Origin of the sequence: Leclercia sp. M-A074-M (assembly GCF_965195605.1) — a bacterium.
Taxonomy (GTDB): Bacteria; Pseudomonadota; Gammaproteobacteria; order Enterobacterales; family Enterobacteriaceae; genus Enterobacter.
Genome location: NZ_CBDAHM010000004.1, coordinates 149,937 through 163,752, shown reverse-complemented (window position 1 = coordinate 163,752; position 13,816 = coordinate 149,937). Strand labels below are relative to the sequence as shown.

The 13,816-nt window shown below is 54.6% G+C and carries 10 protein-coding genes; 4 read left to right on the top strand and 6 right to left on the bottom strand.

Features of this window, described 5'->3' with window-relative positions:
• Positions 1 to 2: 2 nt before the first annotated feature.
• The gene (locus ACOKCT_RS10365; protein ID WP_103179602.1) at positions 3 to 254 is read right to left on the bottom strand and encodes a helix-turn-helix domain-containing protein; all 252 of its coding nucleotides are present in this window, start codon (positions 252 to 254) and stop codon (positions 3 to 5) included.
• An 814-nt stretch (positions 255 to 1,068) separates the two neighbouring features.
• Between ACOKCT_RS10365 and ACOKCT_RS10360 the strand changes: the two genes are divergently transcribed.
• Entirely contained in the window at positions 1,069 to 4,860 is a 3,792-nt protein-coding gene (locus ACOKCT_RS10360; RefSeq protein ID WP_420193448.1) for an NAD(P)-binding protein, read from the top strand.
• A gap of 55 nt (positions 4,861 to 4,915) precedes the next feature.
• Here the strand turns inward: ACOKCT_RS10360 and ACOKCT_RS10355 are convergent, their stop codons facing one another.
• Both ACOKCT_RS10355 and ACOKCT_RS10350 read right to left on the bottom strand, forming a co-directional pair.
• Complete coding sequence (locus tag ACOKCT_RS10355) at positions 4,916 to 6,220, bottom strand: DEAD/DEAH box helicase (RefSeq protein WP_420193447.1); 1,305 nt, start codon at positions 6,218 to 6,220, stop codon at positions 4,916 to 4,918.
• 159 nt (positions 6,221 to 6,379) lie between these two features.
• Positions 6,380 to 8,173 (bottom strand): hypothetical protein, encoded by a 1,794-nt coding sequence (locus ACOKCT_RS10350; protein ID WP_420193446.1) that lies wholly within the window; start codon positions 8,171 to 8,173, stop codon positions 6,380 to 6,382.
• 267 nt (positions 8,174 to 8,440) lie between these two features.
• Between ACOKCT_RS10350 and ACOKCT_RS10345 the strand changes: the two genes are divergently transcribed.
• On the top strand, positions 8,441 to 9,778 hold the full coding sequence (locus ACOKCT_RS10345; protein ID WP_103179604.1) for a glycoside hydrolase family 10 protein: 1,338 nt from the start codon (positions 8,441 to 8,443) through the stop codon (positions 9,776 to 9,778).
• 48 nt (positions 9,779 to 9,826) lie between these two features.
• On the opposite strand, the gene ACOKCT_RS10340 is transcribed toward ACOKCT_RS10345, so the two are convergent.
• Positions 9,827 to 10,237 (bottom strand): ASCH domain-containing protein, encoded by a 411-nt coding sequence (locus tag ACOKCT_RS10340; protein WP_214421964.1) that lies wholly within the window; start codon positions 10,235 to 10,237, stop codon positions 9,827 to 9,829.
• A 66-nt stretch (positions 10,238 to 10,303) separates the two neighbouring features.
• A complete protein-coding gene (locus ACOKCT_RS10335; RefSeq protein ID WP_420193445.1) occupies positions 10,304 to 10,942 on the bottom strand; it encodes a LysE family translocator in 639 nt (212 codons plus the stop codon).
• Between the two features lie 147 nt (positions 10,943 to 11,089).
• Here ACOKCT_RS10335 and ACOKCT_RS10330 point away from each other — a divergent pair, with 147 nt between their 5' ends.
• Positions 11,090 to 11,317, top strand: a complete 228-nt coding sequence (locus ACOKCT_RS10330) for a hypothetical protein (protein WP_420193444.1) — start codon at positions 11,090 to 11,092, stop codon at positions 11,315 to 11,317.
• A gap of 116 nt (positions 11,318 to 11,433) precedes the next feature.
• The gene (locus tag ACOKCT_RS10325; protein WP_103179608.1) at positions 11,434 to 11,718 is read left to right on the top strand and encodes a VF530 family DNA-binding protein; all 285 of its coding nucleotides are present in this window, start codon (positions 11,434 to 11,436) and stop codon (positions 11,716 to 11,718) included.
• Here ACOKCT_RS10325 and glgX read toward each other — a convergent pair.
• Entirely contained in the window at positions 11,715 to 13,790 is a 2,076-nt protein-coding gene (glgX, locus tag ACOKCT_RS10320; RefSeq protein WP_420193443.1) for a glycogen debranching protein GlgX, read from the bottom strand. The genes ACOKCT_RS10325 and glgX overlap by 4 nt on opposite strands.
• Positions 13,791 to 13,816 lie beyond the last annotated feature (26 nt).

Genomic DNA, 13,816 nt, shown 5'->3' with positions numbered 1-13,816 from the left:
GTTTACCACTCCTTTGTCCAGTTGGCATGATCGGGCAGCGTCGAGCCTCTTTTCACCACATGAAGTTCCAGATCCAGCGCTGAGAGAATTTTGAACAGGGTTTCCAGCTTGGTGGATTCAGGTTTGTTCTCGAAATCCGATACCGTGGTTTGTTTAATGCCAACCTGTTCAGCGGTCTCCGATTGCGTTAACTTATTGACCTTACGCTGATCTTTGACAGCCTGCGCCAGTGCGCCTGCCGAGGTCACTTTCATGCTTACCCCCTATAGCGGATATTCAAGGAAAATCCCCTACAGGGGATAAAACAAGAATAACCCCTCTGGCGGTTAAATTCAATTTACTCCCTTTAGGGGATAAAAAAGGGACGGCTACCTCTTTTTTCTGATAAGCGATGATTCAGGGCACAATGTTTAGGTTTGTTTAAAAGTAAAGGCACATTGTATGTTGTAACTATTGAGTTCTGTTTACAATATACCCTAGGAGAGGAAACTAATACTCCATTATTTATATTCCCGCAGCGAGAAGCTATCGGAATTAAATATCCGAATCACTAATTAACAGGCCAAGGACGCTAAGACAAAAGTGCCAGAAAACAACAGAGATCATGAAGAGAGTAATCCAGCAAACTAACGAAACGGGCAAGGCTTATTTAAAGGCCCGGTTAAGCATTATTTTCGTTTAACCGAAACGAATCCCATAAAAAAAGCGCCACCAGCAGACAATGATTTTGTTCATCTTTTTAACTGCCGAAGCCGGACATTGCTGAAAAACGCCGCGTAGCGCCGGAAACTCAGGCTATCATTGATGAATAAGACAGTGATTTTTTCTCATTGAAGACCAGGATGTCAAAATATAACGGGTGAACTCCGGGGTATTCCTGTTGCCCTGTTCCGCTGCTTACAAAATATGTAGGGAGGATGGTTATGGTTGAATGTTATACAAAAAATAATACTCGCTATTTTCTAAAAATTCATTTTCTGCCATAGGTGTGGGTAATTAAAAAAAGGCCAATGAATTTAAACGCGCTGGCCAGGTATATTTAAAAAGGCCCATAAGGGAGCAATGTATATGGCGATATTCAGGTCATTCTGGCAGGCAGGATTCGAAGGCGCTGATTTTATCACCCGGGCGGGTCATCCCCTTTCAATGGATAACGCAACGGCGCATGACGTACGGCATGCCGAGGATTACCGCGCGCTTAAGCCCTTCAACATGCACACGGTAAGAGAGAGCGTCGGCTGGCGACTTGTCGATAAATCAGGTGGTTACGACTTTACTACCGTCGCAAAAAAAATGATGTCGGCAAAAGAGAGCGGTATCCAGATTTGCTGGACAATCTGTCATTACGGCTTTCCCCCTCATCTCGATTTTTTCTCAACAGAGTTTGTCTCTCGCTTCGCCCACTTGTGTGGCTCGCTGGCGACGTTTTTGCGCCCCTGGTATGAGGAGCCGCCGGTCTACTCACCCGTCAACGAAATCTCATTCACAGCCTGGGGCATTGCGGAAGGATTGTTTCCTACCTCCCCTCCAGGCGTGGGCGAAAGCGAGCGGGTCAAGCGACAGCTCGTTCGTGCCGCCATAGCCGCCTGCGACGCCATTCTGGCGGCCGATCCCAGAGCGCGAATTTTACATTGCGACCCGTTAATCCATCTGATTTCACCGGATGACGATCCTGCAAATATTGAGCAAACCGAAGCGTTTCGTACCGCGCAGTTTCAGGCGTGGGACATGCTGACGGGCAAGCATGAGCCTGAGCTGGGTGGCCATCCGCGCTATCTGGATCTGCTGGGCGCCAATTACTACCACGACAATCAATGGATGATGGGCAACAACCAGCGGCTGCCGTGGCATCTGGGTGACGGTCGGCGACGGCGATTGCACGGAATGTTGCAGGAGACCTGGGAGCGTTATCGCCGCCCTATTCTGCTTGCTGAAACCAGCCATGTGGGTAGCGGGCGCGGCGCCTGGATTAACGATGTCGTCTCAGAGGTGGCTCAGGCGCAGCTGGCCGGCGTAGAGGTTGCGGGCATTTGCCTTTACCCGATTATCGACCGCCCCGACTGGGAGAATAACGCAAACTGGCATCACTCTGGCTTATGGGATGTGAGGCCCGACAAAGAGCGAGAGCTGAATGCCGTTTACGCCCGGGCTCTTAAACATGTCCAGACCCGGCTGGAACACTTTCACCAACTAACTGGCGTCACTACCTGCACCAGCACAGAGGTATCAGGCATGAAAAAAATCTATGTTTTTAGTCATCTGCGCTGGGATTTTGTTTTTCAGCGCCCGCAGCATCTGATGACACGGCTTGCTCAGCACTATCAGATCGTCTTTATCGAAGAGCCGTTGCATTCCGTTGGAAAACCTGAGCTGAAGATTTCCCAACCCGCGCCGAATGTGACGGTTATTCAGCCGCAGACACCGTCAACAGAGCCGGGTTTCCATGATGGACAGATCGCCTGGCTGGAAACACTGCTGGCGGAGATACGCGAAGAGGATGAAACTCCGGTCGTCTGGTTCTACACGCCGATGGCCCTCCCTCTGCTGAAGGTCTTTGCCCCCGCCGTTGTGGTGTATGACTGCATGGATGAACTGGCCGCCTTTGAAAAAGCGCCCCGCCAGCTGTTGCAACGTGAGTCAGCCCTGCTGACGCGGGCGGATATTGTCTTTACCGGCGGGCCAAGCCTGTATGCGGCAAGAAAAGGACGCCACCCGAACATTCACTGCTTTGCCAGTAGCGTGGATGCGGTGCATTTTGAACAAGCGCTGGATCGGGCCAATCACCATCCTCTGCAGGACACTATTCCGCACCCGCGCCTGGGCTATTACGGCGTAATTGATGAACGTATGGATTTGTCGCTGATCGCCGCCCTTGCCGATGCGCACCCGGAGTGGCAAATCGTGATGGTTGGTCCGGTGGTGAAAATAGACCCGTCAACCCTGCCGCAACGAAGCAATATCCATTACCCTGGCATGCAGCCTTATCAGGCCCTGCCCCATTTCCTTGCCGGGTGGGACGTCTGCCTGATGCCGTTTGCGCTGAATGAATCCACCCGCTTTATCAGTCCGACGAAAGTGCTGGAATACATGGCCGCGCAGCTTCCTGTGGTGAGTACCGCCATCGCTGATGTTGAAAAACCTTATGGCCACATTGTGGCGGTCGCCAGGGATCATGCCGCCTTTGTGGCCGCCTGCGAAGAGGCGCTGGCATTGTCTGAGGAAGAACGCGCTTCGCAGCGGCAGATCATGCAAAACATCGTCGCCAGCACCTCCTGGGACACAACCGTGCAAAAAATGCATGAGCTGATTGGGCAGGCGCTCTCTCGTCATCAGGCGCAGGAGACGGTGACAACGGATGCCGGAGGCGAGGATGTCTCACCTCAGGCAGTTTTACGCCTCATCCCCCCTGCCAGAACGGGTTCAGAAGTAGAGCCATGCTTAATTCTGGGTGCCGGGCCAACCGGCCTGAGCGCGGCCTATCATTTTGGCGAAGGGGCAACCTTACTGGAGCGTAATGAGACGGTGGGAGGCTTGTGCCGCTCGGTTCAGGACAAGGGATTTACCTTCGATTATGCGGGACACATTATGTTTTCCGCCGATGAAGAGGTGCTGGCGTTATACAACATCTTACTGGGAGACAATATTCACTGGCAGATCCGCGAAGCCTGGGTCTATACCGACGGCGTCTATACCCGTTATCCCTTCCAGGGATCGCTTTACGGCTTGCCGGCCCCGGTGATCAAGGAGTGTATCCTGGGGGCCATCGAGGCGCGTTACGGTACCGGGTCAGAGGTGAAAAGCATGGCCTCGACCTGTGGCAATAATGCCGAGACGCATCGCCGCCATCATCATGACTGCTGCGCCGATGGCGCGGTGCCGGACTACACCAGCACAGGCCAGAACCTACCGCCGGAAGGCAGTTTTGAAGCCTTCATCTATGAAACATGGGGCAAAGGGATCGCCCGTCATTTTGCCATTCCCTACAATAAAAAATTATGGACGGTGCCACTCTCAGAGATGGAGACCTCATGGCTGGGCGGACGCGTCCCCTTGCCCGATCTGGACCAGATCATCGAAGGTGCGCTGGGCGAAACGGCGAAGCCTATGGGACCCAACGCGCGTTTCGGCTACCCCCTGAAAGGCGGTTTTCAGGCGCTGATGTCCGGCTTTGTGCCGCACATAAAGGGCCGCATTGAGACCGGCGCCGAGGTCAGTAAAATCTACGTTAATCAGCATATTGTCGTGCTCTCTGACGGCAGGCAGTACCGCTATGAGCAGATGATCAGCACGCTGGTACTGCCGGAGCTTATCCGCCTGATGGGCGACGAAGTACCGCCAGAAATTCGTAAAGCCGCAAAAGCCCTGCGCCATGTCTCCGTCCGCTGCGTCAATCTGGGCGTTAATCGTGACACCCTGACGGATAAACACTGGATCTACTACGCTGGCAAAACCGTATTCCACCGTATTTTCGTGCAGGGCAACGCCAGCCCGTTCTGCAGTCCGCCGGGTGCGTGCGGCCTCACCTGTGAGATAAGCTACTCCCCGGACAAACCACTGCCCGCTGACGGCCAGGCGCTGATCGACAGATGTATTCAGGAGTGCATCGAGGTGGGGATCATCTCGGAAACCGATGAGATCCTCACCAGCAACCAAATCGATATTCCTTACGCCTATGTCATCTATGACCAGCAGCGTAAAGAGAACGTTGAGATGATCAGAAAATGGCTGTTGCTGCACGGCATCACGCTGGCCGGACGTTACAGCGAGTGGGAATACTACAATTCGGACCATGCGTTTATCGCCGGAAAGGCGGCGGTTGAGAAAGTTCGCCAGTCTGCGTACCGCCACTCCGTGTCATAGTGGTGACAGTGTCACGCAGCGTAATAAGAGGGCACGAAATGTGCCCTCTTTCCGTTTACTCAGCGGGTAAACCGTTCGCCAGCGTGGAGAAGTAGCGCTGTTTCTGCCACTCCGTACGATTACCGATGACGTACAAGCGTTGTTTCGCCCGGCTGACTGCAACATTGAGCAGATTAGGCCGGCTGGCCGCCCATGATTTGGCGCCGGGCCGCTGAACATTTCCCCCCAGGACAAATATCACAATGCTGGCCTCTTTACCCTGAGTGGTATGCACTGTGCCGGTCTTTTGAGTGTCAAACCCAAGTTCAGACGCCAGCTGGGATAATTTCTGCGCACAATCTTTAAACGGTGAAACCAGGAAAATATTGTCTGGCTTTACGCCATGACTATCCCGCAGGCCCGATAACAACCTTCTGACCGCTTCACCTTCCTCTGCAATCCAGTTACCTTCACATGCCTTGCCTTCGACATCAATCCAGCAACTTTCCGGCAAGGGCAAGGGTACCGCCTTTTTCCCATGAACCATGAGACCGTCATAAGCAACCGCATTACTGACGGTGAACATCGGATCGTCACAGCGGCGATGAACGCGAAGCGGACAGCCAACCCAGACCTGCCCATTATCCGGGTCAGGTAAAAGCGTGCCCAGATCCATCGTGTGATCGGCCAGGATTTGTGCCGACACCATTCCCGGCCACCAGCACGCTGAAACGCCATAATGCTGCGCCAGCGCCCCTTCCACGACTTTAGCGATCCCGCTAACCGGTTCCAGCTGCTTTGGATCGCCTACGGCAACCGTTCGGGTTGCACGCCAGATGGCGCCTGCGGCCTGCTGGGGTAACGCCTGACCCGCTTCATCAATAAGCAGCCAGCCAATCGCTTCCCTGCCGATCCGTTTAAACATGCGCGGGACGGAAGCAAAGGTCGTTGAAATAACGGGAACGACAAGCGTGAGGGAATTAAGCGCCAGCTCAGCCTGCTCCTCTGACAAATTCTTGCCTTGTAGCCAGTTGCTCACCAGATTGATGTTGCTGATAAACGGCTCCGGGTGATGCTCAATAAAGGCCCTGTGAACATCCAGTGCGGCCAGGAACAACGCCTGTCGGGCTTTTTGCCACGCGCCGTCCGCCCAGGGCGCGGACTTCTCTCGCACCTCATCGCTGGCATGCGGATCGGGCCAGACATCACCCAGTGCCGATTTTGCCTCTTCTGACCGCGCTTGCGTTGAGATAAGCTCCAGGTGCATCTCGCTCAGAGCACGATCAATCTCCTGCAACTGCCGCGTCTGGTCCGTAACGCTCTTCTCTGCCTCCTTCTCTTTGTGTTCGAGGGCATCCCGTTCGGTCTGGTAAACCCCCATCTTTGCGCGAAGGTGATCGCTCTCCTGGGTTAAACGATGATAACGCTCCCGCCATTCACGATGGGCGCGTCCCCATGTGGAGAGCCAGTCCAGGAATGTAGGCTTATGGGAACCATGCTGTTCCAGGCGCTTGCCGGCAGCCTCAAGCTGCCCGCTCCATTATGCAAAACTGGCCTGATGCTCGATTTTTTCAACCTGGATCTTCGCCAGCGCCTCCTGAGCCTCAGTCAGTTGGTCTGCCGACAGTGTCCGGGCGTCGCGCTTTTCCAGAATGCGCTGATGAATCTCATCGATCTGTTGATCCAACGTTGCGTAGTCGATCAGCTGCTTACGTATGGCCTCTTCCCGCTCCTGCGCCTGTTTATAATTCAATTTCGCCTTATCCCAGGAGATGGCCGGTTTTCTTTTCCCGGCTTTTATCAGTCTGAGATGGTAAGCCAGCCCTTCTCCCCGCTGAGGCGTGAACGTATCAGGAGGCAATAACGGCGTATTCTTATTCTCTTCCGGTTTTCTCCACCAGAACACCTTCATAAAGGTGTTCCTGTTGCCTTTGTTGCCCAGTCTGGCCGCCAGCAAACCCCAACCCGGCTTACCGATCAGTTCAGAAACCAGATCGGCAAAATAATCACTTTCACGATGCACGCTTTCCGGCACGGCGTCTGCGCCGGGCAGTTCAAGTGAAATATTTTCCACCGCGCCATTATTTGCGGAGGCAACGACAATCGAAGACCCCTTTATTGCAGGATGCAGAGGATAGTAAGGGTATCTGTCGTCCCCAAGGATGAGCATATTTTTGCCCGCGAAGACCTCATCTTCATGGCGAATCAACCTCCCGGCCCGGTGCGTCACCACCGCGGCAACCACATCCCGCAATAAGGTGGTTTTCCCTGTCCCGGGAGGACCATTCACGGCAAAGATACCGGCTTGATCGGCGTGGCGGCGCCAGATCTCGTTAACCGCCAACTGTTGGCTGAATGCCAGAGGATAAGGCGAAGGCCAGGCGCCCGCAGGCGGTTGCGTGGGAAGCAATCGCTGAAAGGCGAGCCGTAGACCCTCAGGAGAACGTAGATCGATACGCGCTCTGTCAGGTTCAGAGACAGCACGCATATACTCAACGAATCCCGGTCCTGCATCGTTTTGCTGCCAGGCGTGACCAAGATTACGCAGCTCGCTGATATAAAAACTGTTTAATAAACCATCCTGTACGGGATCAACCCTCTTTTCTTTATCTTTGTTATCCGGTGTTGGCTCCTCCCCCGCGGGCTTCGGTGCCTTAACCTGGATACATTTCACAAGACAGACAAACTCAGATTCCAGGGTTGAGTGCGGGAAAAGCGTTTTATCAACCACCAGCGCCACCAGCTTCTGGATCCAGTCGATATCCGGGCTGTACCCGTTAGCCTCTAAAAGCGAGGCTTCATCGGCTATCCATTGCATAAGACGCAGGGTTAAGGCATCGAAACCGGCGAACCCACTATCAACAAGAGGGAGAGTATCGCCTGGAAGGGGTAAGTCGGAGAAATCCACGGGAACGTTGTTCTCAAGCGCCGCCACGCCATCCTTATGGTGCAGGATTTGACCGGCAGCCCATGCGGAGAGCGACAGCATAAATGTCTGAGATAGCGGTATGCCCTGCTCATTGAAGCTAATATCAAAAAGCCGACTGTTGACTCGTCCCCTCTCTTCAACGACATCATCATGCGCGCCGATCTTCTCTTCCAGTTGCTGAGAAAGCGCCGTGGCATCATAAACACCGCATTGCGCGGTATAGAGCCAGACTTTGTCATCCTTAAGAGGTTTATCGGTGTGTCTGGTATCACGCCAGGGGAGATTGCCACCTTGCGCAACTTTATAGGCTGGCCGGAACAGATCGTCGGGATTATCTTTGTCGAGTTTCTGAGGCGTGAGCGCCTCGACCGCTTTCCAGAACTGAAAAATGTGTTGTGCCTGCATCTGCTGTTGAAATACCTGAGTAGGAGGTGATCGTTCGGCTGTTTGGCGCATTGCTAAGCAGCAAGAGTAAAATACTTACGCGAACAAATAATACCCCTGGTAACAAATGGGTCAACCTTGCAGACAACAGAAGAACGCTATAGTCAACTGAACCCTAACACATTTTTCGCTGAACAATTGAAACCCAGGGGGACAGACAACAGGGTCACAGCATTGACTTCCCTCCGAATAGAACGACAATAAACGTACCCGGCGACATTCGTATAACTGGAGCTTATCATCGCCTGTTCACGTCGTTCTCAGCTTGCCACTCACCTTAAGCGCTCCGGCGCGCTCATCGCCGCGCTTTTACTGGTCAGTTGCAGCTCAACTCCCCCCAAATCTCTGGTGACGCCGCTACCGCCGGTGGCGAAACAGCCCCTGCCCGATAAAACCGCACGCCACGAGCCGGTGCGCGGCGTCTGGCTGGCTACCGTCTCCCGTCTCGACTGGCCGCCCCAGGCGTCAGTGAATGGCCGCAGCGCAGAGTCGCGGAATGCCATGCAGCAGAAGGCCCTGACCGATAAGCTGGATAACCTGAAAAACCTCGGGATCAACACCGTTTTTTTCCAGGTGAAACCGGACGGCACAGCCCTGTGGCCCTCTAAAATATTGCCGTGGTCAGATATGCTGACCGGCAAAATAGGTGAAGATCCCGGGTACGATCCCCTGCAGTTTATGCTGGATGAAGCCCACAAGCGTGGGATGAAAGTGCATGCCTGGTTTAACCCTTACCGCGTCTCGACCAATATCCGCCCGGGTACGGTCGCCGAGTTGAACCAAACCCTGAAGCTGAATCCACCCAGCGTCTTTGTCCTGCATCGGGAGTGGATCCGTACCGCGGGCGATCGCTTTGTCCTCGACCCCGGCATCCCGGAAGTCCGGGACTGGATCACCAGCATCGTGGCGGAAGTGGTGTCGCGCTATCCGGTCGACGGCGTGCAGTTTGATGACTACTTCTATGCCGAGTCCGCAGGCTCGAAGCTGAACGACAGCCAGACCTATCGCCAGTATGGTCAGGGCTTTGACTCAAAAGCCGACTGGCGGCGCAACAATACCCAGCAGCTGATTACCCAGGTGTCGCGGACCATTAAACAGCTAAACCCGAACGTGGAGTTTGGCGTCAGCCCGGCAGGCGTATGGCGTAACCGCTCCCACGATCCGGCCGGGTCCGACACCCGGGGTGCGGCAGCCTATGACGAGTCTTTCGCCGACACCCGCCGCTGGGTGCAGCAGGGTCTGCTGGACTACATCGCTCCCCAGCTCTACTGGCCTTTTGCCCGGGATGCGGCGCGTTATGACGTGCTGGCAAAGTGGTGGGCCGGCGTGGTGAAACCGACCCATACGCGGCTCTATATTGGGGTGGCGCTCTATAAAGTGGGCGAACCCTCGAGCAAAGAGCCCGACTGGACGGTGAAAGGCGGCGTGCCGGAGCTGAAAAAACAGCTCGATTTGAATGAATCCGAGCCAAATATCGACGGCACGATTTTGTTCCGCGAGGACAATCTGAATCAGCCCCAGGCGCAGGATGCGGTGCGGTATTTGCGGACGCGTTGGGGATCGTGATGCAGAGGCGGCTGTCCGCCTCTGCTACAAAGAGACTGAGCGCTTAAGTTACAGGCGTTCAACAACCTCAAACTCTTCAGCAATCAGCGCCATATCCTCCGAAAAAGAACCTTCCTGCGTAAAGAAGCGCTGATGCTCTTTGCGCCAGTACTCGAGACTTAAATCGCCTTCGCCCTCTTTACAGGCAAACTCAGCGGTGACATCACAAAAACGCACCAGACGCGCTGAAACCAGCCTGACAACGCAGGCTGGTCGCGCTTGCCCATCCACGATAATGATGTAACCACCAATGGTGGAGCTCGCGCCTTCTTGCTGATAAGAGGCCAGGGAGCCACAGGTGGCTGTTTTTATCCCCTTTCTGATCAGGTCTGCAAGCTCGCTGGCCAGTGCCGGGCTGTCACCCATCTGCCAGACAGCCGCACCTGGATACTTCACCGTTAATTCATCAACTGCGGTCATAAAATCCTCTTAATCGCCTATGAACATAATGCCGGGGACGCTGCGCTTGCCCGGCCTGTAACGGCACTATCGCGAGCTGAGCGCAAGTTTAGCGGCGAAGGCTAAAAACAGACATCCTGTCGCTCTGTCCATCGCTTTAACGACGCCGCTTTTTCTCAGGATGGCAGAGGCAAAGTGAGTGGTTAAAATCAGCGTGACCGACCAGAGCGTACCGATTGCCACGTGAATAGTGACAAGAATAAAAATAGTGACAAGAATAAAGGTCCATATTACAGGAGAATGCCCGGCTGGAATAAATTGCGGTAAGAAAGAGAGATAGAAAATGCCCATTTTGGGGTTAAGCACATTTCCCAGCATGCCTTTGATAAACCAGTTCCCACTGGCAGCGATATTGTTCTCGCCATGACTGAACGTTGAGCGAGGACGCCTCAGCAACTGTACGCCCAGCCAGCACAGGTACGCGGCGCCACAGAATTTGAGTAAGGTATAAGCCAGCACAGACACTGCCAGCAGCGCACCCAGACCGAATGCGACAAGCGCACCCCAGATGAAACAACCCACATCAATACCCAGCGCAGCCTGAAAGGCTTTTTTACCGCCTTCCGCGCAGGCGGTGCGCAGAATGAGTGCCGTATCCAGGCCAGGCGTCAGGGTAAGTAAAAGCGCAGCGAAAGAGAAAGCGAGAAGTGAATCGGTGACAGACATGTTGTTTATCCGAAAGAGTGGATGCTATCCACTTTACGCCTTGCGATCAACCTCTTAGATTTGGGGAGAGTTCATATCAGGTAGTAGCCACAGAACGACCGTTGGTCTATTGTGAAGGTCATAACAACCCGTCGGGAATAATGCACTATGGATAATCCCTTACTTCAGAAAGCGATCGTTGCCTTTATTCTTGTGCTGTGGGTTGTGAGTGAATTCAGGGCTAAAGCCAAAAAACAGCATTCTGATCCTGCCATTGCAGAAGCAGATGCCAGAGAACGCAACGCATGGCGTTATTTAATATGGGGCTTCCGGGTAATTCAGATTGCAGCAATGGCTTATCTCTTCACATTATTGCTCCAGTTTTTACTGGCATAAATTCCAGTAAGATTGAGGCAATAATCGGCCTGTAATGTCGACGGGTAACGTTGCTGGTTTCCCGCTTTTCTTGTACCCTTCCCCGCTTTCAGACCTTTAATAATAACCGGACGCATATGACCGCTCACCCTTCCAGAGATCCGCTGCACGGCGTCACCCTTGAGATGATGGTTAACGCCCTCGTGGCGCGCTATGGCTGGGCGCAGCTGGGCAAGCTGATTAAAATCAACTGTTTTAACAGCGACCCCAGCGTCAAATCCAGCCTCAAATTTTTGCGCCGCACGCCCTGGGCTCGCGCCGAAGTCGAAGCGCTCTATCTGGATTCGCTGGAAGATACCGCGCCGGCCAAAGCCGACGACGATACCTCCAGCCCCTGGGAGAGAGCCCGGGCTAACCGTTAAGGTCGACGCAACAGCACGATACTGCGGCCCGCCAGCGGGAAGTCACTATCCGGGGTGATAGCCTGGCCCAGGTTGTCATCCTGTACGGTACTTAGCTCCAGCACCCAGCCACCCTCGCCGCAATCCGGGATACGGAACGGTACCGCAGCCTCGTATGGATTGATCAGCAGCAGCACCTCCTGCCAGATCCCGTTTGCAACCTCTAAATCGGCCCGGGTCAGATAGAGCCCAAGGGTGGTGCCTTCATCCCAGTGTTCTGGCAATTGCAGGCCGCCACCCGCGTTGTACCACAGGATCTCCATCCCATCACGCCAGCTCTCGCGGCGTAACAGCGGCTGGCGGGTACGCAGCTCAATAAGATGCCGGGTAAAATTACGCAGCATCTCGGCGCTTTCCGGCAGATCCTCCCAGTGCACCCAGCTGATCTCGCTGTCCTGACAGTAGCCGTTGTTGTTCCCCATCTGGCTGCGGCCAAACTCATCCCCCGCCAGCAGCATCGGCGTACCGTGAGAAAAGAGCAGCGTGGTGAGGAAGTTGCGCTTCTGCTGTTCGCGCAGGGCGTTAATCTGCTCGTCGTCGGTAGGCCCTTCGGCGCCATAATTCGATGACCGGTTATCATTGTGGCCGTCGTTATTATCTTCCCCGTTCGCCTCGTTGTGCTTCTCGTTATAAGAGACCAGGTCGTTCAGGGTAAAGCCGTCATGGGCAGTGATAAAGTTGATGCTCGCCCACGGACGGCGCCCGCGCTGGTCGTAGAGATCGCCGGAACCGAGCAGACGTGCGGCAAAGTCCGAGGAGACGTTATCCCCGCGCCAGTATTCGCGCACGGTATCACGATACTTGTCATTCCACTCGCCCCAGCCTGGCGGGAATCCCCCTACCTGATACCCGCCAGGACCGATATCCCACGGCTCACCAATCAGTTTCAGCCGCGAGAGCAGCGGATCCTGCATCATGGCATCGAAAAAGCCCCCGCGCTGGTCGAACCCTTCCGGCTCGCGACCCAGAATGGTACCGAGGTCAAAACGGAAACCGTCGATATGCATCGATTCGGCCCAGTAGCGCAGAGAGTCCATGATCATCTGCAGCACACGGGGATGGGAGGTATTCACCGTGTTGCCAGTCCCCGTGTCATTCACATAGTAACGATGCTGGCCTGCAATGGTCCGGTAGTAGGAAAAGTTGTCGATCCCCTTGAAAGAGAGCGTCGGGCCCAGCTCGTTGCCCTCGGCGGTGTGGTTATAGACCACATCCAGGATCACTTCGATACCCGCATCGTGGAAGGCGCGCACCATATCGCGGAATCCCTGGATGCCGTTCGGACCGTAATAGCGGGATGCCGGGGAGAAGAAGTTCAGGGTGTTATAACCCCAGAAGTTTTTCAGCCCCCTGTCCAGCAGATGTTGATCGTCCGGGAAGGCGTGCACCGGCAGCAACTCCACCGAAGTAATGCCGAGGCTTTTGATGTAATCGACAATCGCTTTATGCCCCATCCCTTCAAAGGTGCCGCGCAGCTCAGGCGGAACGGCCGGGTGAAGCTGGGTAAAGCCCTTCACGTGGGTTTCGTACAGAATGGTTTCAGACCACGGCACCGCCGGGCGATGCGGATCCTGCCCGTCAAATACCCGGGGGTCGATAACCCGGCATTTCGGCGTAAACGGCGCGCTGTCGCGGGTATCAAAGCTGAGATCGAGATCGTCATGCCCCAGCTCATAGCCAAAATGGGCGGCGTTCCAGTTCAGCTCGCCGGTTAATGCCCGGGCATAGGGATCGAGCAGCAGTTTATGCGGGTTAAAGCGGTGGCCATTTTCGGGATCGTAAGGACCATACACACGATAGCCATACAACGCGCCCGGCTGCAGATCCGGAACGTAGCCGTGCCACACTTCGTGAGTGTATTCCGGTAGCTCCAGGCGGGCAATTTCATGCTGGCCCGTCGGATCAAACAGACATAGCTCAACGCGTTCGGCACAGGCCGAAAAGAGCGCAAAATTGACGCCTTTGTCGTCATAGTTTGCGCCGAGCGGGTAACTCTGCCCCGCCTCAATCTGATAGATCTTATTATTTGCCATAACATCTCTCCCTCGAACCATCATCA